This window comes from Paraburkholderia sp. HD33-4, from assembly GCF_021390635.1.
In the GTDB taxonomy this organism is placed as follows: domain Bacteria; phylum Pseudomonadota; class Gammaproteobacteria; order Burkholderiales; family Burkholderiaceae; genus Paraburkholderia.
In genome coordinates this window covers 843,714-869,799 of sequence record NZ_JAJEJS010000001.1, presented here as the reverse complement: position 1 = coordinate 869,799, position 26,086 = coordinate 843,714, and the positions used below count along the sequence as shown (strand labels likewise).

The following is a 26,086-nucleotide window of genomic DNA, read 5'->3' as shown; positions in this document are numbered from 1 at the left end:
GATTAACCCCGGTTCCGGTATTGATTGACGGCCTGCAGGCTCGTATCGAGGTTCGGAAGATCGACCGCGGCCGAACCGGCGTCCACCTGCCTGACCAGATCGATGACCGTCTGCGTGTCTTTCGACGACGCGTCGAAGTAGCGCGTCAACGCGGACTGCGCCGCCTGCAGGTCGGACTTCAGCGTGGTCTGGTTGCGCGAGAGCAGCGCGAGGCGCGCCGACAGCAGACGCAGCTTCAGGTTCTCGCGCACGAAGTAGCCTTGATCGGGCGTGACCAGCATCGCGTCGGCGTTGTCGATGCGACGCACCTGCACGAGGCTCGTCAGCTGCTCGCCGATGCCGTGCGTGACCTCGTCGATCCACACTTCCCAGCGCGGCTTGCCGGTGGCCGCGGCCACCTTCGCGGTGTCGGCCCACGTGGCCGCATGCGGCGTCGCATGCGGAATCGGCGCTTCGCCCGACAGCGGCAGAGCGTCGACGTGATCGATCGCGTTGTCGAGTTTGATGGCGAGACCGGTGAGATCGGTGGACGGCGCGGCCTTCAGCTTGTCGATGTCTTGCGCGATCGCCTTGCGCACCGCGACCGCCTGCGGGCTGTCCGACGCGGCGAGGCGCGTATCGGCGCTTTGCAGCGCGAACAGCGCGAGCTGCGTATTGCCGGTCAGCTGCAACTGCTGGCTCGCGGCCGACAGCATCTGCCCGACTTCGGCGAGCGTCCAGTCGTCGCGATTGCGCGCGAGATCCGCGTACTGCTGCTGCAGCGCCTGTTGCCCGGCCTGCGCATCGGCAAGCTTGCCTTCGAGCTGCGCGACCTGCGAGTCCGATTGATGCACGGTGGCGAGCGCCTGGTCGATCTTGATGCGCAGCTCGTTGGTCTGCGTGTCGTTGGCCTGCTGACGCTGCGCGAGTTCCTGCTCGGTGCGCACCAGCTTGCGGTTCATCGCGAAGCCGCCCACGCCCGCCGCGCACGCGATGACCACGATGACAAACCACAGCAGCGGTCCGCTCGTGCTGCGGCGCTTTTGCGCTTCGAACGGCGTGAAGGGTTGGTTCGGCGGCAAGGCGGCGCTTGCCGGCGGCTGGGGTGAGGCGTTCGTGGATGCGTTCGTTTCAGTCATGCGTGGTTGAGCCGGGTTGGACGATACCGGTTGGACGACGGGAGGCACGGCGGCCGCGGCAACGAGGGCTCGGACTATGCGCTCGTCGCCCGCGCCGGACACCGTAATCCTATCAAAACCCAATGCCCGCGCGGTCTGCGCGATGCGGGGATGCGGCGTGACGAGCGGCGCGTGTTTGAGCTGCTCGATCTCGCCGGCGGTCAGATGTTCGTTCGCGAGTTCGTGCAGATTGCGTACGCCTTCGGAGCTGGTCACGAGCCATGCGTGCGGCGTGTCCGCGAGCAGTTCGTGCACGCGCGCCCAGGCGCCGATCGACGGCTCCGGCACGATGCGCCGGTACGCGGCCACCGCGTCGACTTCGGCGCCGGCTTCGCGCAGACGCTCGCTCAACCATTCGCGGCCGCCGTCGCCGCGCACGATCAGCACGCGCTTGCCTTCGAGGCCCGCGGCGCCCAGTTGCGCCTCGATCGCGGCAAACAGGCTCTCGGAGTCGAAGCTCGTCGATTCGTCGTCGGCGCCCGCCGCGGGGCTGATCACGCGATGCTCGGGCGCGCTGACGCCGTGGCGCGCGAGCGCCTGCACGCTGCCCGGGCCGACCACGCCGACCGGCAGCGCGTGCGGCCAGATATCGTGGCGGCGCGCGAACGCGTGATCGACCGCGTTCGGCGACACGAACACGACGAGCGCGTAGCGTTCGAGCGACGCGAGCGCATCGCACAACGGCGCGTCGTCGATGACGGGCGCAATGTCGATCAGCGGAAAGTCGAGCGGCGCGAGCCCGGCTGCTTCGAGCCGTTCGACGAGTTCGCTCGACTGACCGGCCGGCCGCGTGATCACGACCGTGAACGGCGCCTTCTGCGGCGTGACGGCGGCCATCACTCGCTGGCCGCCGTGCCGGGGGCGGCCGCGGGACCGCTCGCCGTACTGAGCGCGCGGACGATGTCGAGCGCGCCCTGCTGCGCGAGCGAGTGCGCCACTTCCTCGCCGAGCGCGAGCGCGCGTTCGACGGTGGGCGCCGGCGCCGACGCCTGCGCGCTCAGCACCCGCTGGCCGTCCGGCGTCGCGACGATGCCGCGCAGATGCAGCGCGCCGTCGCCCCAGGTTGCGTAGGCGGCGAGCGGCACCTCGCAACTGCCGCCGAGCGCGCGCGACACCATCCGCTCCGCTTCGACGGCCGCGGCCGTGTGCTGATGATGCAGCGGCGCGAGCCATGCGGCGAGGTCGGCGCGATCGGCGCGAATCTCGATGCCGAGCGCGCCCTGGCCCGCCGCGGGCAGACTGTCCTCAGGATCGAGCAACGCGCGGATCCGCTCGGCAAGCCCGAGACGCTTCAGTCCGGCCGCGGCCAGAATGATCGCCGCGTAGTCGCCGCGATCGAGCTTGGCGAGCCGGGTATCGAGATTGCCGCGCAACGGCCGCACGTCGAGATGCGGATAGCGCATGCGCAGCATCGCCTCACGCCGCAGGCTCGAAGTGCCGACCACGGCACCGGCCGGCAACGCGGCTAGCGAGTCGTACTGATTGGACACGAGCGCATCGCGCGGGTCCTCGCGCTCCATGATCGTGGACAGCGCGAAACCGGCGGGCAACTCCATCGGCACGTCTTTCAGCGAATGCACCGCGAGGTCGGCGCGGCCATCGGCGAGCGCGGCTTCGAGCTCTTTGACGAAGAGCCCCTTACCACCAACCTTCGACAGCGTGCGATCGAGAATCTGATCACCACGTGTCGTCATTCCGAGGATTTTTACGTCACAAGATGGATATAATTTGTGCAGCGCACATCGCACATGCTCGGCTTGCCACATGGCAAGGCGGCTCTCTCGCGACGCAATCACAAGCGTGTGGGGTGGCGTGGAAGACGTCTCGGTGTTCATTAGCTTGCTGCTTGATCTCGGGATGGAATAACAATCAATGTTAGCACGCGCCCTCGTTCGCGCCCTTGGGTTCCAAGGCATTGCGGAGCGCCGTGCACAAGCGGTATCGACGGAGGAGACGGGCTTCGCGCAGCGCGCGGCGGCCCCCATTGCGCCTCGTCACGCACGGTCGTTCGCGCACCGCGCGGCGGCATGCGGGATGATGCAATGCGGCGAACATGCTGCGGCAAAGCCTGCCGCCTGTTCGGTCCCGGCGCGGGCTGGCAACCCGTGGCTCCTTTCTCCCCCGTCGGCATCGCGCGATCGGCAGCGCTTGCGTCGTTCCTCGTAGGCGGCGCGGCACACGCTGGTCCCTCCGTAGTGACTCGAGCAAGCGCCGTTTGCAGTCCTCTTTGCAGTCCCCTTTGCAGTCGCACTAGCAGTCCGTCTTGTAGTCCGTTCCGCAGTCCCTGTTGCACGCAGTTCACGTTGCACTCGCTGGTTGCAGTTCCGCAGTCGCAGTTCATCAATCAACAGACTCTGGCTTCCCTGAGGTAACTCATCGTGACGTCTTCCGGATCGGCGCGCCCCGCCCGCCGCAACACTGCCTCGCCCACCGCTCGCCCGGCCGACGCCGCGGCGCCTGACGCCCTGTCCGACGCTGCCGCGCACGGCATATCGTCGAGCGTCGCTCAACATGACGACACGCGCGCCGACCAGCGCGCGAAGCGCCGCGCCCTCGCCGCTCGCGCCACCAAAGCCCCGAAGGCCGCGCAAACCTCGGCGCCCGTCAAGCAGGCCAAGGCGCAAAAGGCGACGAAGGCCGGCAAGGCCAGCAAGGCTGAACAGGCCGCGACCTCGCCCACCGCGCGCAAGCCGGCCAAGGCCAAGGTCAAGTCCGAAGGCGACGCAACGCCGTCGCGCGCCCCGAAAGCGCCGAAGCTGCAAGCCGTGTCGCCGGCGGAGTCCGCCGCCGCGCCCACCGCGAAGAACGCCGGCCGCACGCGCGAGGACAAGGACCACCCGCTGTTCCAGGACATCCGCTATCTCGGCCGCCTGCTCGGTGACGTGCTGCGCGAGCAGGAAGGCGACGCGGTGTTCGACGTCGTCGAGACGATCCGGCAGACCGCAGTGCGTTTCCGTCGCGAAGACGACAGCGCCGCCGCGCAGACGCTCGACAAAAAGCTGCGCACGCTGACGCCCGAGCAGACCGTCAGCGTCGTGCGCGCGTTCAGCTACTTTTCGCATCTCGCGAACATCGCCGAAGATCGTCACCGCAACCGCCGTCACCGGATTCACGCGCTGGCGGGCTCGACCTCGCAGCCGGGCACGATCGCCCATGCGCTCGAGCGGCTCGCCGCGGCCGGTGCCGCCGCGACGCCGCTGCTGCAGCGATTTTTCGACGACGCGCTGATCATGCCGGTGCTGACCGCGCACCCGACCGAAGTGCAGCGCAAGAGCATTCTCGACGCGCAGCACGATATCGCGCGGCTGCTCGCCGAGCGCGATCAGCCGCTCACGAACCGCGAGCGCGCGCACAACGAAGCGATGCTGCGCGCGCGCGTCACGTCGCTGTGGCAAACGCGGATGCTGCGCGATGCGCGTTTGACGGTCGCCGACGAAATCGAGAACGCGCTGTCGTACTACCGCAGCACCTTCCTCGAAGAACTGCCGGCGCTGTACGCCGACATCGAGGAGGCGCTGAAGGAGCATGGCCTCGAAGCACGCCTGCCGCCGTTCTTCCAGATGGGCAGCTGGATCGGCGGCGATCGCGACGGCAATCCGAACGTCACCGCCGAAACGCTCGAAAACGCGATCACGCGTCAGGCCGCGGTGATCTTCGAGCACTACCTGGTGCAGGTGCACAAGCTCGGCGAGGAGCTCTCGATGTCGAACCTGCTCGTCGGCGCGAGCGATGCGTTGAATGAGCTGGCGGCCATCTCGCCCGACCACTCGCCGCATCGCACCGACGAGCCGTATCGGCGCGCGCTGATCGGCATCTACACGCGGCTCGCGGCGAGCGCGCGCGTGCGCCTGGGCGAAGGCATCGTGCCGCTGCGCAGCGCCGGCCGCGGCGTCGCGCCGATCCGCGCGATCCCCTACGACGACTCCGCCGACTTCGTGCGCGACCTGCACGTGCTGATGGATTCGCTCGCCGAGCATCACGGCGCGCCGCTCGCCGCGCCGCGTCTCGCGCCGCTTGCACGCGCGGGCGAAGTGTTCGGCTTCCATCTCGCGAGCATCGATCTGCGGCAAAGCTCCGACATCCACGAAGCGGTGATCGCCGAGTTGTTCAAGCGCGCGGGTGTCGAGGACGATTACGCGGCGTTGCCGGAAGCGGACAAGCTCCACGTGCTGCTCGCCGAACTCGCGCAGCCGCGCACGCTGCGGGTGCCGTACGCCGACTACTCCGAGCTCGTGAAGAGCGAGCTGGCGGTGCTCGAGCAAGCGCGCATCACGCGCGAAAAATTCGGTGCGCGCGCGGTGCGCAACTACATCATTTCGCACACGGAGACCGTCAGCGATCTGGTCGAGGTGATGCTGCTGCAGAAGGAAACCGGCCTGCTGCGCGGACGTCTCGGCGACGAGCACGACCCCGCGCGCGCGGGCCTGATGGTGATCCCGCTGTTCGAGACGATCCCCGACCTGCGCAACGCGCCGCACATCATGCGCGATCTGATCGCGCTGCCGGGCATCAGCACGCTGATCGAACATCAGGGCAACGAGCAGGAAGTGATGCTCGGCTACTCGGACAGCAACAAGGACGGCGGCTTCCTGACGTCGAACTGGGAGCTGTATCGCGCGGAGCTGGCGCTCGTGTCGCTGTTCAACGAACGCGGCGTGACGCTGCGTCTGTTCCATGGACGCGGGGGCACCGTCGGTCGCGGCGGCGGCCCGACCTATCAGGCCATCCTGTCGCAGCCGCCGGGCACCGTCGACGGTCAGATCCGTTTGACCGAGCAGGGCGAAGTGATCGCGAGCAAGTTCGCGAATCCGGAGATCGGCCGGCGCAATCTGGAAACCGTCGTGGCCGCGACGCTCGAAGCGTCGCTGCTGCCGCACGATCACACGCTGGCCGAACTGCCCGCGTACGAGGAAACGATGCAGCAGCTGTCCGACGCGGCGATGGCCACGTATCGCGCGCTGGTCTACGAAACGCCGGGCTTCAAGGAGTATTTCTTCGAGTCGACGCCGATCGCGGAGATCGCCGAGCTGAACATCGGCAGCCGCCCCGCGTCGCGCAAGCTGCAGGATCCGAAGCAACGCAAGATCGAGGATCTGCGCGCGATTCCGTGGGGCTTCTCGTGGGGTCAATGCCGGCTGCTGCTGACGGGCTGGTACGGCTTCGGCAGCGCGGTCGCCGAACATCTGGACAGCGCGCCGTCCGACGCCGAGCGCGCGCGCCGTCTCGCGCTGCTGAAGAAGATGCACAAGAGCTGGCCGTTCTTTACGAACCTGATGTCGAACATGGACATGGTCATCGCGAAGACCGACCTCGCGGTCGCGTCGCGTTATGCCGCGCTCGTGACCGACAAGAAGCTGCGCAAGCACGTGTTCGAGCGCATCGTCGCGGAATGGGAACGCACGTCGAAGGTGTTGTCGGAGATCACCGGCAAGAGCGAGCGGCTCGCCGAGAATCCGCTGCTCGCGCGTTCGATCAAGAACCGCTTCCCGTATCTCGATCCGCTCAATCACCTGCAGGTCGAACTGCTCAAACGCTATCGCGCGGGCGACACGAATCAGCGCGTGCGGCGCGGCATCCATTTGAGTATCAACGGGATCGCGGCGGGGTTGCGCAATACCGGTTGAGGTTGACGCTGCAGCAAGCAAAAGCCGGGTGTGGCCGACGCGGGCCACACCCGGCTTTTTTCATTGCGCGTCGGTCATCGACGCGTCGAGCTCGACTGACGGATGACAACGCATTGCGCGAATCCAGCCGCTACAATAGAGCCCGCCATCTACCAGTACAAGTTGAACGATTATTCTGGTATCTCTATTACCCCCTCCACGCGCAGCCGATAGCATGATCACGCCGTCCTCCGCCGATCACCCGCCGCCGCTCGACGCCACGCCGGCCCGCGCGCTCGGCGACTTCATCCGCGCCCATCGCGAGCGGCTGTCGCCGCAGGCGGTCGGTCTGCCGCCGGGGCCGCGCCGCCGCACGCCCGGTCTGCGGCGCGAGGAAGTCGCGCAGCTGTGCGGCGTGAGCCCGACCTGGTACACGTGGATCGAGCAGGGCCGGCCGGTGTCCGCTTCCGCCGACGCGCTCGCGCGCATCGCGGTTGCGTTGCAGCTGTCGCGCGCCGAGCGCGCGTATCTGTTCGAGCTGGCCGCGCAACGCGATCCGGCCGAGCCCGACCCCGCCGCCGCCGACGCGCCCGCCACGCTGCTGCAGACCGTGCAGCTCGTCGACACGCCGGCCTACGTGCTCGACCGGCAATGGAACGCGCTCGCGTGGAACGAGCGCGCGGCCGATCTGTTCGTCGGCTGGCTCGACGGCACGCACGACCGCAACCTGCTGCGCTACACGTTCACCGAGCCGGCCGCACGCACGTTGATCGTCGATTGGGAAACGCGCGCGCGGCGCCTCGCCGCCGAATTCCGCGCCGACTCGATCCGCCATCTGAACGATGCGCCGACGCGCGGGCTGATCGATTCGCTGGCGGCCGCGAGCGACGAGTTCGCGCGCTACTGGGCCTCGCAGGACGTCGGCGGCCGCGAAGGCGGCAGGCGCGAATTCAACCATCCGCGCGACGGGCGCATCGTCTACGACCAGATCACGTTCAAGCCCGCCCATCGCGAGGATCTGAAGCTGGTGGTGCTGGTGCGCGAGTGAACGTGTGACGGGTACCAGACCACCCGCCGGGTCTTGACCCGCCACGCCCGGTGTTAAAATCTCTGTCTTTCTTCGCTGCGGCGGCGCTGTTGCGCTTCACTTGCACTCGCGTTGCCAGCCTCTTCACCGCTCGTTCTTACCGCCCAACACCATGACGTCCCAACTGCACAAAAAAGGCGAAGCCTGGTCGGCTCGCTTCTCGGAGCCGATGTCGGAGCTCGTCAAACGCTACACGTCGTCGGTCTTCTTCGACAAGCGTCTGGCGTTCGTCGACATCGAAGGGTCGCTCGCGCACGCATCGATGCTCGCCGCGCAGAAGATCATTTCCGCCGACGACCTCGCCTCGATCCAGCGCGGCATGGCGCAGATCAAGGGTGAAATCGAGCGCGGCGAGTTCGAATGGCAGCTCGATCTCGAAGACGTGCACCTGAACATCGAAGCGCGCCTGACCGCGCTGATCGGCGACGCCGGCAAGCGCCTGCACACCGGCCGCTCGCGCAACGACCAGGTCGCGACCGACATCCGCCTGTGGCTGCGCGGCGAGATCGACCGCATCGGCGAACTGCTGACCGAGTTGCGCGTGGCGCTACTCGAAATCGCCGAGAAGAACGCATCGACGATCATGCCGGGCTTCACGCACCTGCAGGTCGCGCAGCCGGTCACGTTCGGCCACCATCTGCTCGCCTACGTCGAGATGTTCTCGCGCGACGCCGAGCGCATGATCGACTGCCGCAAGCGTGTGAACCGCCTGCCGCTCGGCGCGGCCGCGCTCGCCGGCACCAGCTATCCGATCGACCGTCACGCCGTGGCGAAGACGCTCGGCTTCGACGGCATCTGCGCAAACTCGCTGGATGCGGTTTCCGACCGCGACTTCGCGATCGAATTCACGGCGGCTTCCGCGCTCGTGATGACGCACGTGTCGCGCTTCTCCGAAGAACTGGTGCTGTGGATGAGCCCGCGCGTCGGCTTCATCGATCTGGCCGACCGTTTCTGCACCGGCTCGTCAATCATGCCGCAGAAAAAGAACCCGGACGTGCCCGAGCTCGCGCGCGGCAAGACCGGCCGCGTGAACGGCCATCTGATGGCGTTGCTCACGCTGATGAAGGGCCAGCCGCTCGCGTACAACAAGGACAATCAGGAAGACAAGGAGCCGCTGTTCGACACCGTCGATACGGTCGCCGACACGCTGCGCATCTTCGCTGAGATGGTCGCCGGCATCACGGTCAAGCCGCAGGCAATGCGCGACGCCGCGCTGCAAGGCTTCTCGACCGCGACCGACCTCGCCGACTATCTGGTCAAGCGCGGCCTGCCGTTCCGCGACGCGCACGAAGCCGTCGCGCTCGCGGTGCGCGTGTGCGCCGATCGCGGCTGCGATCTCGCGGACCTGACGCTCGACGAAATGCGCAGCGAACTGCCGAACGTCGCGCATCTGATCGGCGACGACGTGTTCTCGTATCTGACGCTCGAGGGCTCGGTGGCGAGCCGCAATCATCCGGGCGGCACCGCGCCCGAGCAGGTGCTGGCCGCGGTGAAGGCGGCGCGTGCGGCGTTGAAGTGATCGGCGGTTCGGTAGTGCCGTGAGACTTCGCTTGCGGCGTTGTACGTTGAATCGATAAAGAAAAGGCGGACCCGTTTGGCGGGTTCGCCTTTTTTATTGCCGCGTGTGAGTGGCGAATCGCAGGCAAAAGAAAGCCCGCCAGAAGCGGGCTGAAAAGACTTCCACCGATGCCTCAGCACGAGGCCATCAAAGTGTAGGCGGGTTTCGTTCGCCGACCAATGCGCGCATATTTCCGGCCATTACAGCGGCAAGCAATGCGCATCACCGGCGCACGCGCAAGGACATTCAGCGGGCGAACGCCAATTGAATCGTGGCGGTTTTTGACTACCATTCAATCAGGCTCTCATCGCGGTTTGTCAATGATGCTCTCTCGCACTTCTCTCCCTACTGTTCCTCTCCGTTCGGCTTCGCACTTGCTCGCGGCGACTCGCATGCAACGGACATTGCTCGCCGCGCTCGGGGTTCTCGCCGTGGCCGGTTGCACGATCACGTCGCTGGCGCCGCACGAAACCGTCAGCACACCGGTCGCCGCGATCAACAGCGTGACGCTCGATCAATACCGCGACGCGGTCGCACGACGAATCGTCGAGCGCAATCCGTCGTATGTGCTGCAAGGCAAACCGCAGCCGATGCTGCGCTCGCTCGTGGTGGTGTCGTTCACGGTCGATCGCAATGGACACATCGTCGAGTCCAAGGTGTATCGCACGAACGGCGACGACGAAGCCGAAAGCACCGCGCTCGCGACGCTGCGCCGCTCGGCGCCGCTGCCGCTGCCGCCCGGCAAGCTGCTGAACGGCCGCGGTCAGCTCGAGCTGTTCGAAGACTGGCTGTTCAACGACAACGGCAAGTTCCAGTTGCGCGAACTCGCCTCGCCGCAAGCGGAATCGTACGACTGAGCGCGGGTTGCGCGTGCGCTGACACGCATCTCCCCGCGCATCGCCGCATGAGCCGGCCACGCGTGACCAGCTCGAGTCATTGCGCATAGCTCCTGAAGCCCTCCTCGTTGCCGCACGAGCTTACGCCGCCATTGCTGCGCGACGAGCGCGCTCGCTATAATTTTCCGATTCCCCGCGCCGGAGCCTTCCGGCATGGCTCACGCCGCCCGCACACCCGCCGGCGCGACGCATGAGCCAACTGCAGTGCCGCGGCGCCACCCGCGTGCGGCGCCGAAACCTATACCTCAACGAGGATGCCGCCCCCGCGCGCCGGCTGTCCAAGAAGCACGGCGCAGCGCCACGCGGCCTCACGACAATTGGAGACCCTGCATGTCCACTTCGCCGATTTCCGCGGCTCAGCCCGCGAGCGGGCAAAACAGTAGCGCGCGGATCATCTTCGCGAGCTTCATCGGCACCGCGATCGAGTTCTACGATTTCTATGTCTATGCGACCGCCGCCGCGCTCGTCATCGGACCGGTGTTCTTCCCGCATGGCTCGGCCACCGCGCAGGCGCTGTCGGCGTTCGTCACGTTCGGCATCGCGTTCGTCGCGCGACCGATCGGCTCGTTCCTGTTCGGCCACTTCGGCGACCGCATCGGCCGCAAATCGACTCTGGTTGCTTCGCTGCTCGTGATGGGTCTGTCGACCACGCTCATCGGCTTCGTGCCGGGCTACGACGCGATCGGCAGCCTCGCGCCAATCCTGCTGTGCGTGCTGCGCTTCGGCCAGGGTATCGGCCTCGGCGGCGAATGGGGCGGCGCCGCTCTGCTCGCCACCGAAAACGCGCCGGCCGGCAAACGCGGCTGGTTCGGCATGTTCCCGCAGCTTGGACCGTCGATCGGCTTTCTCGCCTCCAACGGCCTGTTCTTCGCGCTCTCGCTGTCGTTGTCCGACGAGCAGTTCCGTAGCTGGGGCTGGCGCGTGCCGTTCATCGTCAGCTCGGTGCTGGTCGCGCTCGGTCTGTACGTGCGGCTGAAGATCGCCGAAACGCCCGCGTTCCAGGCAGCGATCGAGCGCAAGGAACGTGTGCGCGTGCCGATCGCGACGCTGTTCTCGCAGCACTGGGTGCCGACCGTGCTCGGCGCGCTCGCGATGGTGGTCTGCTACACGCTGTTCTACAACGCGACCACGTTCTCGCTGTCGTACGGCGTCGGGTCGCTGCATATTCCGCGACAGACGTTCCTCGGCCTGCTGTGCATCGCGGTCGTGTTCATGGCGCTCGCGACGCCGCTGTCGGCCCGCGCGAGCGACCGCTTCGGGCGCAAGCCGGTGCTGATCGTCGGCATCATCGCGGCGATCCTGTCCGGCTTCACGATGGCGCCGCTGCTCGGCAGCGGCGAACCCTTGCTCGTGCTGCTGTTCCTCGTGATCCAGCTGTTCCTGATGGGGGTGACGTTCGCACCGATGGGCGCGCTGCTGCCGGAGCTGTTTCCGACCAACGTCCGCTATACGGGCGCCGGTGTCTCGTACAACCTCGGCGGGATTCTCGGCGCGTCGGTCGCGCCGTATATCGCGCAGGTGCTCGCCGCGCACGGCGGCTTGCCGTGGGTCGGCGCGTACGTGTCGGTCGCCGCGGCCGTGAGCCTGGTCGGCGTGCTGTGCATGCGCGAGACGCGCGACGAGAGTCTGATGAAATGATGCAATGCGCATCGGCGGAACCATGCTTGCGTCGATGCGTGTTTGCCGAGATTCGATCGATGCCCGGCCTGTGTCGTACGGGCACGCAGTTTTTACGCGCCCTTGGCGGCATCGGGCAGCCGTTGTTTCCTCGCCGTTTCCGCGGGCCGGCTTTGGGTAGATCCCCCGCCTTGCGCGTCTTTTTGACTTGCCTATACTCCCTGACATAACCCTATAAAAAACAGGGAGATTCACATGAACGTCCATCTTCACAATGCCGATATCGTGATGATCATCGCGCTGGCCTTGCTCGGCTCGCTGCTGCTCGCGCTGCGCTTCCGTCCGGCGACATGGAGAGGCATCGTCGTCGAGGCTCTCGCCGCGAACGCCGCGGCCATTGCCGCGGTGGTCGCGTTCGAAATGCTCGTCGCGTGAGGCTGGCGGCCCGTACCTGAGCGCGGCTTAGCGGTAGTAGTAGCCGCCGTGGTGATAGTAGCCACCGCCGCCGTAGTAATAGCCCGGCGCCGGCGCGATGACGCAGCCGCCGAGTGCCGATGCGAGCAGCGTGCCGGCCGCGAGAGTCAGGATCAAGCGTTTCATGTTGTTCTCCATCGAGTCAGATTGATTCGAGCGCAAACCCCGAATGACCCGATTGGACACGATGCGCGCCGCGGCGAACGTTGCCATTTGTAAGGGAAGATCACCGAGCTGTTACAGGATCGGCGCGCTGGATCGGCGGGTTCGATCGACCCGCCGCGCTGCCGGAGGATATCGCCGCCATGGCGGAAAACACCGCCTATACTCCGTTGAGCGCACTGTCGCGATAGAAGCCTTGCTGGCCGTGCCAGCGTTGCCGCATCGGAGCGGCTAAAGGCGCGCCGGGCAAGCTTCGACGCACCGCGGCATGCCAGCTTGCCGCCTTGCTGTGCGTGCATCGGACGCTTCGGCGCCCAACGAAAAGCGACAGTTTTAACAGACGTGTAATCGATTCCTCTCCGCCCGCTGTTCCCCGACACGGGCGCTTTTTGAGGCGCGACGATGCAGTGCCCGCCCGCAAGGGTGGGCTATGCGCCGCGCCTCTTTTCTTTTGCGCAAACGATTGCGCGATCGCGCGAACGAACTCAGGCGGCGGCTGATCCGTGCTGCATCTCGAACACCGGCTCTGCCGCTCGCACGTAGTCGATCGCTTCGAGCGCCGCGCTGACGGGCGGCACCGAGTGGCCGTCGCCGATCGAGGTCGAGCGATATGGCGCCTCGACGCCGCAATGCGAGGGCGACGTCGCGACGAAGATCATCACGGTGCGCTTCTGCAGCGCATGCGCGAGGTGCACGAAGCCCGTATCGGTACCGACCACGAGCGCGCACGCGTCGATCATCTGCGCGACTTCGGTGACACTCATTTGCGGCAGCACGGTCGCGCCTGGCACCTGCGCGGCGATCTGCCCGGCTTCGGCAAGCTCACCGTCCGAACCCCACGGCAGCACCACCTGAAAACCGCGCTCGCTCAACTCCCGCCCCACCGCCACCCAGTGCGTGAGCGGCCATTTCTTGTCGGCTTTCGAGGTGGCATGAAAGAGCGCCGCGACAGGCGCGCCCTGCGGCGCGAACGGCTGCGGCCTGGCCTCGGGGAGCTGCAGGTCGTAGAGGGGCGGGCCTTCCACCTGGTAGCCGAGCGCCTCGCCGGCGCTGATGCGCATGCCGTGCCACGCGCTGCCTTGCGGACGTGGGCCGAAACGGCCGGTGTAGGCGAACGCGGCGCCGCGCTCGCCCAGATCCTGCGACTGATAGCCGATGCGCCGCGACGAGCGCGCGAGGAAGGCGATGATCGCGCTCTTGTAGACGCCGTGAATGTCGATGATGTAGTCGTAGCGATACGCGCGCAACTCGGCGATCGATGCCCAGATCGCCTTCAGATCGCTCCACCGACGCGCCTTCTTGAAGCGGCGCAGCGGCGCGCACAGCACGCGATCGACGCACTGGCTCCAATGCACGACTTGCGCAAATGCTTCGTCCGCCGCCCAATCCACCTGAACGCCAGGAAATGCGCGTTTGATATCGGCGACGACTGGCAACGCCTGCACGATATCGCCTAGTGAAGTGACCTTGACGATAAGGATTCGCTTCATTGAGGGTCTGTTCGTTGTTCGAAGTTGAAACTATTTTAGCTGACGTTTTTACCGATCTCCGCCAAATGAGCATCGCGCGCTGTCAGATTCTCAATACGGCGTGTTACAGCAAAAAATATGCGGCTGACAATCCACCGCACTTCATTATTTCAAAAGTCTTTCACGCATTCTGGTCGGTTCCGCACGTCTTATACTTAGTCCTTTGCACCATCCAATTCATGTCCCGGACCTTACCTTCAAGTTCGCCAGCTGTCATGCGTCGAGCGAAACGACTGTGGCGGCAATACGGCATCTTCTGGCTCGGTGCCATCGCCGTCGGTCTGGTCGCGGTGCTCTATGCGCGTCTGATCGACTGGGGGTATGACGCGTTTCTCGGCGTGCGGCAGCGGTACGTGTGGGCGCCGCTCGTGATCACGCCCGCGCTCGCCGCGCTCGCGGTCTGGCTCACGCGCAAGTTCTTTCGCGGCGCCGAGGGTAGCGGCATCCCGCAGGTGATCGCGACGCTGCACACGAAGCAGCGCGCATACGGCACGCGGCTGCTGTCGGTGCGAATTCTCCTCGGCAAGATCGGCGTGTCTTTTCTCGCGATTCTCGGCGGCCTCACGATCGGCCGTGAAGGACCGACGGTGCAGGTCGGCGCTGCGCTGATGTTCAATCTGCGACGGTTCTATCCGCGCTCGAATGCGCAGATCGAACGGCAGCTCGCGTTGGCGGGCGCGGCAGCGGGTTTATCGGCGGCGTTCAATACGCCGCTCGCGGGGGTCGTGTTCGCAATCGAGGAATTGACGCGCAGCTTCGAGGCTCGCACGAGCGGTGTGCTGATCACGGCGATCATCATCGCGGGTGTGGTCGCGCTGGGCCTGAACGGCAACTACACGTACTTCGGGACGATCCAGATCGGCGCGCACTTCCCCGATCTGCTCGCCGTCGCGGTGGTGCTCACCGCGGTCGTCACAGGAATCGCGGGCGGCATCTTCGGCTGGCTGCTACTCAATACCGCGCGCTGGATTCCCGCGCCGCTACGTCAGTTGCATGGCGAGCGGCCGGTCGTGTTCGCCGCGCTGTGCGGCTTCGCGATCGCCGTGGTGGGCGTGATCTCGGGCGGCACGACGTTCGGCAGCGGCTATACGGAAGCGCGCGGCCTGCTCGAGGGACGCGAGCAGTTGTCGATGTTTTATCCGTTCCTGAAGATGATCGCGATGATCGGCTCATACCTGCCCGGCATACCGGGCGGCATTTTCGCGCCATCGCTGTCGATCGGCGCGGGCTTCGGCAATCTGCTGCACATGGTGTTCGATTCGATGCAATTGCCGATGCTGATCGCGCTCGCGATGGTCGGCTATCTGGCCGCGGTCACGCAGTCGCCGATCACGTCGTTCGTGATCGTGATGGAGATGATCGACGGCCACGCGCTCGTGATTTCGCTGATGGCCACCGCGCTGATCGCGAGCCGCGTATCGCGCCTGTTCGCGCCGCCGCTCTATGAGTCGCTCGCCGAGCGCTACCTGGCGCCGCTGCCGCAGCCCGCGCCCGCACCGGTGCCCGAAGTGCCCGAGGTCGAGGTGCCGGAAGCGGCAGCGGACGACGTCGACGGCGAGACGCCCGCCGTCGATAGCGCAGACGACATCGCGCCGGATACCTCCGGCTCGCGGCGTCAGTAGACGACCACGCGCGGCGCGTGCACATACAGCGGCCGTTCGGGCACAACGACGCAGCCGGCCAGCATCACCGCCAGCGCGGCGAGCACGAGCAGATTCTTTTTCATTCGCAATTTCTCCACGTTCACGTTCATCTGCACGGTCACAGGCGCGTCGTCGGCGCCCGTGCGATCCAACCGGGCGGCGCGGCGTGCGCACGATCGCGCCCCGCGCACCGCCCTTCACTCGACGTCACCGCATGGCTGCGCGCCACATCAAGCCCAGTGTCCCGGCACCCAGCGATAATTCGGACCATGCTCGATCCAGTGGCCCGGCATCCAGTGATAGCCGACCCGCTCGGCTTGCCAGTGTCCGGCGACCCACACGTAGCGGCCGTGATCCCAGCGCCAGTGACCGTGATCCCACACGTAGCCGACGCGCGGCGCGGGCACCGCTTCGAAGCGCTCCACGGGCGGCGCGGACGGTGCGACGATGACGACTTCCGCGGCCGAAGCCGAGCCCATCGCGGCGGCGCCGGCGGCAATCAGAACGGTGTTGGCAAGCAGCAGGCGAAAGGTTCTGTTCATGATTTCCCTCTTAGGTTGAACACCGGATGCGGCGTTACCCGTTTAATGCGCGAGGGCGATGCGAGGCTGACGAGGCGCGTGTAACGGCACCCGCTGAAGTGCAACGGTATATTTCGAGGCGGAAATGGGGAGCGCCGTAGAGGCGCGAACAGGCAGCTTCAGACAGCAGCAGGGGAAGAGCCGAACGCCGCACGGCATCGCATCGATCCAACCCGACGCAATGCGACGTCCTGCATAGGGTGCGAGATGGACCGCGGGGCGCGGTCCATCCGAAACTCAGGCCTGCGGAATTTCGATCTTGACTTCGAGCACCTCGAGATCGTCCTGACGCTCGAGACTCACGCGTATGTCGTCATCGGAAATCTTCACGTACTTCGAGATCACGGCCACCAGTTCGCGTTGCAACGCAGGCAGATAATCGGCGGGCGCATGGCCGCCGGCGCGCTCGTGCGCGATGATCAACTGCAGGCGTTCCTTCGCTACCGACGCGGACTTCTTTTTCTCGCCTAGCAAAAACGAAAGAATCGACATTACGTGCGCTCCCCTTACTTGGTGCCGAAGAGGCGCTGCAGCAGCCCGGGCTTCTGGTAATCGACAAAGCGAAGCGATTTCTGCTCGCCGAGGAAACGCGACACGACGTCTTTATAGGCTTCGGCCACATCGGTGCCGTCCAGATGCACGGCTGGCAGACCCTGGTTCGACGCGTGCAGCACCGCTTCCGATTCCGGAATCACGCCGATCAGATCGATGCGCAGAATTTCCTGGATGTCGGTCAGCGACAGCATTTCGCCTTCGCTGACGCGCTTCGGGTTGTAGCGGGTGATCAGCAGATGCTCCTTGATCGGCTCCTTGCCTTCGATCGCGCGCTTGGTCTTCGACGACAGGATGCCGAGAATGCGATCGGAGTCGCGCACCGACGACACTTCCGGGTTCGTCACGATCAGCGCTTCGTCGGCGAAGTGCATCGCCAGCAGCGCGCCCGACTCGATACCGGCCGGCGAATCGCAGACGATGTATTCGAAGTCCATCTTGATCAGATCGTTGATGACCTTCTCGACGCCTTCCATCGTCAGCGCGTCCTTGTCGCGCGTCTGCGAGGCCGGCAGGATGAACAGGTTCTCGCACTTCTTGTCTTTGATCAGCGCCTGGTTCAGATTCGCTTCGCCCTGGATCACGTTGATCAGGTCGTACACGACGCGGCGTTCGCAGCCCATGATGAGGTCGAGGTTGCGCAGGCCGACGTCGAAGTCGATCACGGCGGTCTTGCTGCCGCGCAGCGCGAGGGCCGACGCAAAGCTCGCGCTCGTGGTCGTCTTGCCCACGCCACCCTTGCCCGAAGTCACCACAATGATTTTTGCCATTACCCTTACCTTGTGTTCGTCAAATGCGTCAATTTTGATGCGCGGCCCGCGTCGCCGTGAAACGCCGCCGGCCGCAATCGCTCGGGGCAGCACGCGTTTCGCGGCGCTTTACGTGAGCCGCAGCGGTTCGATCATCAGTTTTTCGTCTTCGAGCCAGATCTGCACCGGCTTGCCGAGCACGTCGGGCGGCAGCGGGTTCTCGGTCGTTCGATAGATGCCCGCGATCGAGATCAGTTCCGGTTCGAGACACGTGCAGAAAATGCGCGCGTCGTGATTGCCCTGCACACCGGCCAATGCCCGGCCGCGCAGCGGCGCGTAAATATGGATGTTGCCTTCCGCGATCACCTCGGCGCCATAGCTGACCAAACCGAGCACGACCAGATCGCCTTTCGCGTAGATGCGCTGGCCGGAGCGCAGCGGCTTGTCGACCACCATCGTCTGTGGCGACGTGGCGAGGCGCACCGGTTCGGCGGCGGGCAAAGGTTCGACGCCGGCGGCAGCGGCAGCGGCAGCGGCAGCGGCAGCGGCCGTATCCTTGTCCGTGGCCGTGCTGGCGGTTGCCGATGCAGTGCTTGTGGCCGCGCTTGTGGCCGCGCTCGTGCCCGCGCTTGCCTCGGCGCCTGCTGCCGCGTTTGCCGCGTTTGCCGTGCTGTCCTCGTCGGCCTGCCTGGCCGGCGCGCCGCGGCGGTCGCGCGCTTCGAGCAGCGGCAAGCCCGACTCCGTCGCCCACCCCTGCTCCGCATTCGCGACCACGCCGACCGGACGCATGCGCACGCTGTCGAGCAGCTGCGCGATATCGGTGAGTGGCACGCGTTCGTTGCCGGCAAGACGCCGCACGTCGATCGCGACGACGTCGTTAGCGAAGAACTCGGGGGTCGCCTCGAAGCGTCGCGTCAGCTCGGCACGCATCGCATCGAGGTCGGTCGTTTTGACCACGAACATCAGCGTGTCGACAGAGCCGCTGCGCAGTTCGAAAAAGGGCGATTTCTTGGGCGACATAGCGTTCGGCAAAAAATTTTGCGTATTTTACAGGCGTACGTGCGCGCGGCCACTATTTTTCCCGGGAGAATCGGTACTCGCGCGCGTGGGCGCAACGCGCGCCGTCGATGCGATCGACGCGCGACGGTGCGAAAGAAATGCTGGCGGGAAAAAGACCGTGGTGAAGGGACGGCGAAGACGAGCGGCGCGCGCGACGCGCCGCCTGGGCGATCACTGCTGGAACACCTGCGAGGTGGTCGGCACGTGTCGCACCAGCAGACTTTCGACCTGCTCTGGCGCGCGCTCGCCGCGCCTGTGCTCGCCGGTCGGACCAAAGCCGAGCGCTTCGTAAAAGCGCATCGCGTTGCGGTTCGCGTCGGCGACCCACGCGTAGATTTCCGTGGCGCCAGCGTTCGCGAGCCAGCTGCTCGCCGTGTCGACGAGCAGCTCGCCGCCGCGCAGATGACGCACGGCCGGCGCCACCCACAACTCGCAGACGAACGCGCGGCGCGCCGCGGTGTCGTCGAAATGAGCCTCGATCAGGCCGGCCGGATGGCCCTCGGTGTAGAGCAGGAACGTGCCGACGGACTGCGAAACCGCGTGATCCGCCGCAGTCGCGTCGAAACTGGCGGCGTCGGCCGACAACGCGTCCTCGAGTGTCGCGCCGAAGGCGTATGGCGCCTCCCGCAGCGAGGCGGTGCGGAGTTCGCGAAAAACGGCGCCCTGGTCAGCAGTGATGCGGCGAACGGTCAATGACGGACTCATGCAGACGAAAACCCCTGGAAACCCTAACGCGTAGCTTTAACCGAACCGGCCGGCGAGTCAATTCATTCTTGACCACAATATGCGGTCCCGCTCACGGCGCGTCGTAGTCGCCCGTGCCGTCCGGCCATGGCGTCAGCAATTCATAGCCGTCGTCGGTCACGGCGACCATGTGCTCCCATTGCGCCGACAGCGAGCGGTCCTTCGTGATCACGGTCCAGCCGTCGCGCTGCACCGACGTGCCGGCGCGGCCCGCGTTGATCATCGGCTCGATCGTGAAGACCATGCCCGGCTTCAGACGCAAGCCCTGCCCCGGCTGACCGTAGTGCAGCACCTGCGGGTCCTCGTGATAGACCTTGCCGATGCCGTGCCCGCAGTAGTCGCGCACGATCGAGAAGCCCTCGCGCTGCGCGACCTTCTGGATCGCGTGGCCGACGTCGCCGAGCGTCGCGCCCGGCTTCACTTCGCGGATGCCGGCCACCATCGCCTCGTAGGTCGTGTCGATCAGCGCACGCGCGACCGTGCTCGGCTGGCCGACGCAATACATGCGGCTGGTGTCGCCGAAATAGCCGTCCTTGATGACCGCGACGTCGATGTTGATGATGTCGCCGTCCTTCAGGACCTCGTTGCGATTCGGAATGCCGTGGCACACGACGTGGTTGACCGACGTGCAGACGGTCTTCGGAAAGCCCAGATAGCCGACGTTGGCCGCAACCGCTTTCTGCGTGTGGACGATGAAGTCGTTGCACAGCGCGTCGAGGTCGTCGGTGGAGACGCCTGCCTTGACGTGCTCGCCGATCATTGCCAGCACATCGGCCGCGAGGCGGCCGGCAATGCGCAGCTTCGCGATATCGTCGGGAGTCTTGTAGGTAATGGCCATGAATTCAGTCGATGTGAGTCGCGGGTCAAGCGCGAGATGACCCGCCGCGCCCGCAAGCCCGGCGGCCCGCAAGCGCCGCTCGATTGGGAGAATTCGGGCAATTGTACAGAGGATCGCGGATGGACCCCGCGGAAACCGGCTGAAGCGGTGCGCGGGCGGCGGTGGTGGCGCGGCCGGGGCTTTACTGCGGGGCTTTACTGCGGCGCGTGCCGGAATCAGGATGGACTGTTCTCGCGGGGCCGGGTTGCCCGGCCTGGGTGACTTGCGTGACTTGCGCGTTCTCATCGACTCACGGCGAAAAGGCCCGAAGCCCCATCGAGCCGCGCCGCGTCAATCGATCAGTTTTCCAAACTAAATCTGGAACATTCCGTCAGGGCGCTTTCTGCGTTGTGTCCTTAGCCATATCGTACGGATCGCGCTGATTGCGCGCGTACTGCTTCGGCGCCATCCCCGACCAGCGCCGGAATGCGCGAATGAACGCCTTCTCCGACGCATAACCGACGCTCTCGGCGATTTCGATCAGACGCCGCCGCGGATCGCGCAGCGCGCCGCTCGCGAGGTACATGCGATACGAGGTCAGATGCCCGATCGGCGTGTCGCCGACGAGCTCGACGAAGCGCGCGCTAAAACGCGAGCGCGACATGCCCGCCGCCGCCGACAGCGACTCGACGGTCCAGCTCCGCTCGGGCTGCCGATGCAGCAGCGCGATCGCCTTGCCGATCTGCGGGTCCATCAGCCCGCGCAGCCAGCCGGTGTGACTGATCGCCGACGCCAGATGCGCGCGCAGCAACTGCACGAACAGCACGTCGGCAAGGCGCGCGGCCGCGACGGCCCAGCCCGGCTGCGCGGACATCGATTCGCGGATGAATGCCATCAGCGTGCTCGCGAGCCACGGGCCGACGGCCGGGTCGTTCGCGCGCACGTGAATCAGCGGCGGCAGCACGCTGAAGAGCGGACTGCGCATCGCCTCGCGATAAACCATGATCCCGGTGTACAGATCGCTGACCGTGCCGCCGCCACCCGCGGTGAAATGCAGCGGCGTGTCGAAGCTCGGGCGGATGCCCTGGTCGGCCATCAGGTTGTCGAACGGCACGGGCGTGACCTCCGGCGACGACGCGAGCACGTGCTGATGTCCATGCGGCAGCAGCACGAAGTCACCGGTCTCGACGCGCACCGGCGCCATGCCTTCGACTATCACGTAGAACGGGCTGCCGAACACGGTGCGAAACGCCGCGCCGTCGACGGCCCCTTTCAGGAACGCCCACGGCGCGGTCAGCGAGAAATGGCCGGTCACGACCGCGTCGGCGCGCAGATCCGCGAGAGTGTCGCTCAACAGGTCCACCGCCATTTCTCTCTATCTCCGTGTTGTGTTGCCTGAAGTGTTGCCCGAGGTGTTGCCTAGAAGCGCTGCTGGATGCCCACCATCACGCCGAGCTGGTTCGCGCCCGGCGTCACCGTGCCAGCCGCCGCCACCGCGTTCGCCGCGAGCGGGCTATTGAACATATACGCTACTGACGAATATACCGTGGTGCGCTTCGACAGCAGATAGTTCGCGCGCCCGACCACCATCGTCGAACTCGATTGCGAGCGCACGATGTAGCGCAGACCCTGCGCATCGAACGACAACGCCGGCGTCACGAAGTAGTTGGCGCCGAGGAAGAACAGATCGGTCTGCTGATGCTGCGCCGCCGACGTGTTGCGGCGAATCCAGCCGGCGCCGACCTTGCCGCCCTGATAGGTCAGGTAGCCGTCGACGATCACGCGCTTGTCGGTGTCGTCGCTGCTGGTGAGCGGCGCGCTCGCGCCGGGGCCGCCGTACATCACGTCGTACGAAGCGGCCGCTCCGCCCCAGCCGCCGTCGTACGCGAGCATCGCCGTGTACTGACGGCAGGCGATTGCGTCGCCCGGAATCTGGCCGCCGCAGTTCGTCGCCGACGGGCCCGCCGGACCCGCCGCGTCGCGGCCGAAACTATACGTGCCGCCGAGCGTCACGCCATGAAATTTGCCGAGATAACCGATCGCGTTGTCGCTGCGCGCGTTCGGCAGATAGCTGTCGAAGTTCGCCATCGAATGAATCGACGGGCCGATCACGTCCGCGTTCTGCAGCACGTACATCGACATGTTCATCTGCCGGCCGAGCGTGAGCGTGCCGTAGTCGCTGATCACCCCGACGTTCGCCTGCCGGCCGAACAGACGCCCGCCGTAGTTCAGGGCGCCGGTCGTCGGCGCGAAGCCGCTTTCGAGCACGAAGAACGTCTTGTAGCCGCCGCCGAGATCCTCGACCCCGCGCAACCCGAAGCGCGACGGCACTTCGCCCGTCAGCGTGGGCATGCCGACGAACGTGCCGCCCTTCGCCGCGTTGTTGTAGTACTCGACGCCGGTATCGACGATACCGTACAGCGTCACGCTGCTCTGGCCGAAGGCCAGCCCCGCCGTGCCTGCCAGCACGGCTGCCGCGCAGAACTTCTTCATGTGAGTCTCCAACCCTGTTCAAAGTAGTACTTATTAATGTGAAATCCTGCCGGGCTTCGCGGCGGATCCGGTTTTTACTGCGTTTTCTGGTGCGAAATCGGTGCTGACGGGTTCAGCCTGGCCAGCCTGCTTCAGTTGGTCTTGCTGCCCGTGAGAATCCACTGCACGACGGTTTGCGCGTCGGCGGCGTTGATCTGGTTCGGCGGCATCGGCACCGCGCCCCAGACGCCCGACGTGCCGTTCTGCACGTGCGCGACGAGCGTCGCGAGCGCGCCGGACTTGCCCGCGTAGCGCGCGGCGACATCGCGATAGGCGGGACCGACGAGCTTTTTATCGACCGCGTGGCAGCCGAAGCACGCATGCTGCCGGGCGATGTCCTGAGCGCGCGCGGCATCGACGGCGGGCTCGGCCTGCGCCGCCGACACCGCACCAGCGGCAAGGAGAGAGACGAGAGAAACGATCAACGGGCGAATCATGGGGCTCTTCTTTTTGTGAGTGATGGATCGGTTACTGCGTAATGCCTGTTGCGGGTTCAGACGAGCGGCTGATCGAGCGGCATCGTGCGCAGGCGCGTACCGTTTGCCTGATACAGCGCTTCGGCGACGGCGGGCGCGACGGGTGGCAGCACCACCTCGCCAACGCCCTGCGGCGCGCGATCGCTGTCGACGATCACGACCTCGACCTTCGGCATCTGCGCCAGATAAAGCAGCGGATAGTCCGCGAAGTTCTGCTGCTCGACCGCGCCGTCCTTGAACGTGATCTCGCTTCTGAACGTGTTGGTGAGCGCGAAGCCGATGCCGCCTTCGACCATCTGCCGGATCAGCATCGGATTGATCGCGCGCCCGCAATCGACCGCGCAGACGACGCGCTCGAGCTTCGCGTTGCCGCTCACCATCCGCAACTCGACGATCAGCGCGACGTAGGTCGTGAATGCGCCGCCGCGGCCGGTGTACAGGCAGTACGCGAGACCGCGATGCACGCCGGCGGCGGGTTGCTTCGACCAGCCCGCCTTCGCGGCCGCGCGATCGAGCACGCGCAGCGCGAGCGGATCGTCGCGCAGCAGCGTGCGGCGATACGCGAGCGGATCGATGTGCGCCGCGTGCGCGAGTTCGTTGATGAAGTTCTCGAGAAAGAACACGCTCGACGTGCTGCCGACGCTGCGCATGAAGCTCACCGGAATCGGCTGGTTCACGTTCACCGAATCGACGAGCAGGTTCGGCACGTGATAGCCGAGGTCGTACAGACCATCGAGCATCGTTTCGTCCCAGCCGCCCGCTTTCTCGAAGTAGTCGCGCTTGATCGACCAGTACAGGGACTGCCCCGTCACGCGGATATGCATCGCCTGCGGATAGCCGTCCGGACCGAGCACCGCGCGCAGGCGCGCCGACACGCCGGGCCGGTAGAAGCCGTGACGGATGTCGTCCTCGCGCGAGCGGATCACCTTGACGGGACGTCCCACGGCTTTCGACGCGACCGCCGCATGAATCACGAAGTCGGGCACGTACTTGCGCCCGAAGCTGCCGCCGAGAAACGTCGTGTTGACGATCACCTTGTCGGCCGGCATTTTGAAAATCGCGCCGAGCGTCCAGCGCACCTTGTCCTGCCCCTGAATCGGCCCCCACACCTCGATGTCGTGCTCGCGCACGTGCACGGTCGCGTTGACCGGCTCCATCGTCGCGTGAACGATGTAGGGCGTGTGATAGTCGGCTTCGATCACCGCGTGCGCGCCGTTCAGCTGCGCGGCCGCATCGCCGAGATGCGTCGCGACGACCGCGTGGTCCGCCATCAGCGCGGCCTTGCGTTGCGCGAGGATCGTCGCGCTGTCGAATGCTGGGGTGCCGGCGTCGTCCCATTGCACGTCGAGCGCATCGCACGCTTTCTTCGCCTGCCAGTAGGTGGCAGCCACGACGATGATCGCGTCCTTCGCCTGCACGACTTCGACCACACCGGGTAACGCGCGTACCGTATCGCGATTGCGCACGGCCACCGGTTTGCCGTTGAGCGTCGGCGCCATCCTGAGCGCGCCGTTGAGCATGCCGGGCACGTTCACGTCGACGCCGAATTGCGCGCGGCCGCTGACTTTCGCGGGCACGTCGAGTTTGGCGAGCGGCTGACCGATCAGCGTATGCGCGGACTCGGGCTTCAAACGCGGCTGCGCATCGAGCGGCAGTTTCGCGACGTCGTCGAGCAGTTCGCCATAGCCTACCGAGCGGCCCGTCTGCAGATGGATCACGCGACCGCTCTTCGCCGTGCATTGCGTCGGCCGTACCCCGAGACGCTGCGCGCCGGCCTTCAGGAACGCCGCGCGCGCCTGGGCGCCCGCGATCCGCAAGCGCGTGTAAAACATCGTCACCGACATCGACGCGCCGACGAACTGCTGCGGCATCTCGTTCGCGGCCGAGATGCGGTACGCGTCGCGGCCCGTGACGAACTCGACACTGACGCGCCGCCAGTCGGCATCCATCTCGTCGGCGAGCACCTGCGGCAGGCCGGTGTAGACGCCCTGGCCGACCTCGCATTGCGACAGGCCGATGATCGTGCGGCCGTCGGCATCGACGCGCACCCAGTCGTTGATTTCGTGAAAGCCGGTAGAGGTTTGCGGGCTGCCCGCGCTTTCGGCGGCTTCGACGTGCGTGCTCCACGCGAGCGGCAGCACGAGGCTGCCCGCGATCGCAAAGCCGGTCGCGGCGCTGCTCTTCAGGAACGCACGCCGGCTCTCGCGAAGCGGCGCCTCTGCTGGAGTGGCTGGGTGCGCAGTCAGCTGCGCCGCTGCGCGCTCAGGAATTCGCTGCGACATGAACGGCCTCGCGGATTCGGTGATAGGTCGCGCAGCGGCACAGGTTCGTCACGCCCTGGTCGATCTGCGCATCGGTCGGATGGGGATGCTGCTTCAGCAGCGCGGCGACGGCCATCACCATGCCGGACTGGCAGTAGCCGCATTGCGGCACGTCCTTGCTGATCCACGCCTGCTGCACCGGATGTGTGAGGTCGGGCGACAAGCCCTCGATCGTCGTGATGCCGCGTCCCGCCACCGCCGACACCGGCAGCACGCACGAACGCGTCGCCTCGCCTTCCAGGTGCACGGTGCACGCACCGCATGCGCCGATGCCGCACCCGTACTTGGTGCCCGTCAGCGCAGCCGCGTCGCGGATCACCCACAACAGCGGCGTGTCGGGATCGCCATCGAAATCGAACGGCTTTCCGTTCAGTGTGAATTGCATGCTCGGTCTCCCCCAAAGATCGCCGCCCGAGGTGTCCGTCACGACGAACGCGATGGATGGAATTCTTGAGGTGGACAAAATGCGCGGCAATGACACAGCCGCCCGAATAGGTAGCCGATCGTCTCGCAATCGATGGAAAGGCTC

At 66.1% G+C, this 26,086-nt stretch carries 22 protein-coding genes; 7 read left to right on the top strand and 15 right to left on the bottom strand.

Features of this window, described 5'->3' with window-relative positions:
- Nucleotides 1-2: 2 nt before the first annotated feature.
- A complete protein-coding gene (gene hemDX / locus L0U84_RS03885; protein WP_233847890.1) occupies nucleotides 3-1,994 on the bottom strand; it encodes a fused uroporphyrinogen-III synthase HemD/membrane protein HemX in 1,992 nt (663 codons plus the stop codon).
- Nucleotides 1,994-2,992: a hydroxymethylbilane synthase gene (gene hemC / locus L0U84_RS03880; protein ID WP_233847889.1), complete on the bottom strand. Its 999-nt coding sequence runs from the start codon at nucleotides 2,990-2,992 to the stop codon at nucleotides 1,994-1,996. The genes hemDX and hemC overlap by 1 nt, the downstream gene beginning before the upstream one ends.
- A gap of 543 nt (nucleotides 2,993-3,535) precedes the next feature.
- Here hemC and ppc point away from each other — a divergent pair.
- The 6 genes from ppc to L0U84_RS03850 all read left to right on the top strand — a co-directional run bounded on the left by ppc (nucleotide 3,536) and on the right by L0U84_RS03850 (nucleotide 12,353).
- The gene (gene ppc, locus L0U84_RS03875; RefSeq protein ID WP_233847888.1) at nucleotides 3,536-6,781 is read left to right on the top strand and encodes a phosphoenolpyruvate carboxylase; all 3,246 of its coding nucleotides are present in this window, start codon (nucleotides 3,536-3,538) and stop codon (nucleotides 6,779-6,781) included.
- Nucleotides 6,782-6,995: 214 nt separating this feature from the next.
- A complete protein-coding gene (locus L0U84_RS03870) occupies nucleotides 6,996-7,808 on the top strand; it encodes a helix-turn-helix transcriptional regulator (RefSeq protein ID WP_233847887.1) in 813 nt (270 codons plus the stop codon).
- Nucleotides 7,809-7,959: 151 nt separating this feature from the next.
- Nucleotides 7,960-9,366: an argininosuccinate lyase gene (gene argH, locus L0U84_RS03865; RefSeq protein ID WP_233847886.1), complete on the top strand. Its 1,407-nt coding sequence runs from the start codon at nucleotides 7,960-7,962 to the stop codon at nucleotides 9,364-9,366.
- A gap of 431 nt (nucleotides 9,367-9,797) precedes the next feature.
- Entirely contained in the window at nucleotides 9,798-10,262 is a 465-nt protein-coding gene (locus L0U84_RS03860; RefSeq protein WP_442793970.1) for an energy transducer TonB, read from the top strand.
- Nucleotides 10,263-10,631: 369 nt separating this feature from the next.
- Nucleotides 10,632-11,939 carry an MFS transporter gene (locus tag L0U84_RS03855; RefSeq protein WP_233847884.1) on the top strand — a complete coding sequence of 436 codons (1,308 nt, stop codon included), beginning with the start codon at nucleotides 10,632-10,634 and terminating at the stop codon, nucleotides 11,937-11,939.
- 234 nt (nucleotides 11,940-12,173) lie between these two features.
- Nucleotides 12,174-12,353 (top strand): hypothetical protein, encoded by a 180-nt coding sequence (locus L0U84_RS03850; RefSeq protein WP_233847882.1) that lies wholly within the window; start codon nucleotides 12,174-12,176, stop codon nucleotides 12,351-12,353.
- 27 nt (nucleotides 12,354-12,380) lie between these two features.
- Here L0U84_RS03850 and L0U84_RS03845 read toward each other — a convergent pair whose 3' ends face one another.
- Together L0U84_RS03845 and waaC are read right to left on the bottom strand one after the other, a co-directional pair.
- Entirely contained in the window at nucleotides 12,381-12,518 is a 138-nt protein-coding gene (locus tag L0U84_RS03845) for a hypothetical protein (protein ID WP_233847879.1), read from the bottom strand.
- Between the two features lie 521 nt (nucleotides 12,519-13,039).
- Nucleotides 13,040-14,044, bottom strand: coding sequence for a lipopolysaccharide heptosyltransferase I (gene waaC / locus L0U84_RS03840; RefSeq protein WP_233847877.1), 1,005 nt, complete (start codon nucleotides 14,042-14,044; stop codon nucleotides 13,040-13,042).
- 254 nt (nucleotides 14,045-14,298) lie between these two features.
- On the opposite strand from waaC, the gene L0U84_RS03835 reads away from it, so the two are divergent.
- Nucleotides 14,299-15,705: a chloride channel protein gene (locus tag L0U84_RS03835; RefSeq protein WP_233847875.1), complete on the top strand. Its 1,407-nt coding sequence runs from the start codon at nucleotides 14,299-14,301 to the stop codon at nucleotides 15,703-15,705.
- A gap of 251 nt (nucleotides 15,706-15,956) precedes the next feature.
- On the opposite strand, the gene L0U84_RS03830 is transcribed toward L0U84_RS03835, so the two are convergent.
- From L0U84_RS03830 to L0U84_RS03780, 11 genes are all read right to left on the bottom strand, one after another.
- Nucleotides 15,957-16,268 carry a YXWGXW repeat-containing protein gene (locus tag L0U84_RS03830; protein ID WP_233847873.1) on the bottom strand — a complete coding sequence of 104 codons (312 nt, stop codon included), beginning with the start codon at nucleotides 16,266-16,268 and terminating at the stop codon, nucleotides 15,957-15,959.
- Between the two features lie 276 nt (nucleotides 16,269-16,544).
- Nucleotides 16,545-16,799, bottom strand: a complete 255-nt coding sequence (minE, locus tag L0U84_RS03825) for a cell division topological specificity factor MinE (protein WP_008922443.1) — start codon at nucleotides 16,797-16,799, stop codon at nucleotides 16,545-16,547.
- Nucleotides 16,800-16,813: 14 nt separating this feature from the next.
- A complete protein-coding gene (gene minD / locus L0U84_RS03820) occupies nucleotides 16,814-17,629 on the bottom strand; it encodes a septum site-determining protein MinD (protein WP_233847870.1) in 816 nt (271 codons plus the stop codon).
- 108 nt (nucleotides 17,630-17,737) lie between these two features.
- Nucleotides 17,738-18,628: a septum site-determining protein MinC gene (gene minC / locus L0U84_RS03815; RefSeq protein WP_233847869.1), complete on the bottom strand. Its 891-nt coding sequence runs from the start codon at nucleotides 18,626-18,628 to the stop codon at nucleotides 17,738-17,740.
- A gap of 210 nt (nucleotides 18,629-18,838) precedes the next feature.
- Nucleotides 18,839-19,372: a GNAT family N-acetyltransferase gene (locus tag L0U84_RS03810; RefSeq protein ID WP_233847867.1), complete on the bottom strand. Its 534-nt coding sequence runs from the start codon at nucleotides 19,370-19,372 to the stop codon at nucleotides 18,839-18,841.
- 91 nt (nucleotides 19,373-19,463) lie between these two features.
- Nucleotides 19,464-20,249: a type I methionyl aminopeptidase gene (gene map / locus L0U84_RS03805; protein ID WP_233847865.1), complete on the bottom strand. Its 786-nt coding sequence runs from the start codon at nucleotides 20,247-20,249 to the stop codon at nucleotides 19,464-19,466.
- A 370-nt stretch (nucleotides 20,250-20,619) separates the two neighbouring features.
- Nucleotides 20,620-21,597, bottom strand: coding sequence for an AraC family transcriptional regulator (locus L0U84_RS03800; protein ID WP_233847863.1), 978 nt, complete (start codon nucleotides 21,595-21,597; stop codon nucleotides 20,620-20,622).
- Between the two features lie 50 nt (nucleotides 21,598-21,647).
- Complete coding sequence (locus L0U84_RS03795) at nucleotides 21,648-22,721, bottom strand: porin (RefSeq protein ID WP_233847861.1); 1,074 nt, start codon at nucleotides 22,719-22,721, stop codon at nucleotides 21,648-21,650.
- A 131-nt stretch (nucleotides 22,722-22,852) separates the two neighbouring features.
- The gene (locus tag L0U84_RS03790) at nucleotides 22,853-23,197 is read right to left on the bottom strand and encodes a c-type cytochrome (RefSeq protein ID WP_233847859.1); all 345 of its coding nucleotides are present in this window, start codon (nucleotides 23,195-23,197) and stop codon (nucleotides 22,853-22,855) included.
- Nucleotides 23,198-23,253: 56 nt separating this feature from the next.
- The gene (locus L0U84_RS03785) at nucleotides 23,254-25,518 is read right to left on the bottom strand and encodes a xanthine dehydrogenase family protein molybdopterin-binding subunit (protein ID WP_233847858.1); all 2,265 of its coding nucleotides are present in this window, start codon (nucleotides 25,516-25,518) and stop codon (nucleotides 23,254-23,256) included.
- Nucleotides 25,499-25,942, bottom strand: coding sequence for a (2Fe-2S)-binding protein (locus L0U84_RS03780; protein ID WP_233847857.1), 444 nt, complete (start codon nucleotides 25,940-25,942; stop codon nucleotides 25,499-25,501). Before L0U84_RS03780 ends, L0U84_RS03785 begins: the two co-directional genes overlap by 20 nt.
- Nucleotides 25,943-26,086: the final 144 nt, after the last annotated feature.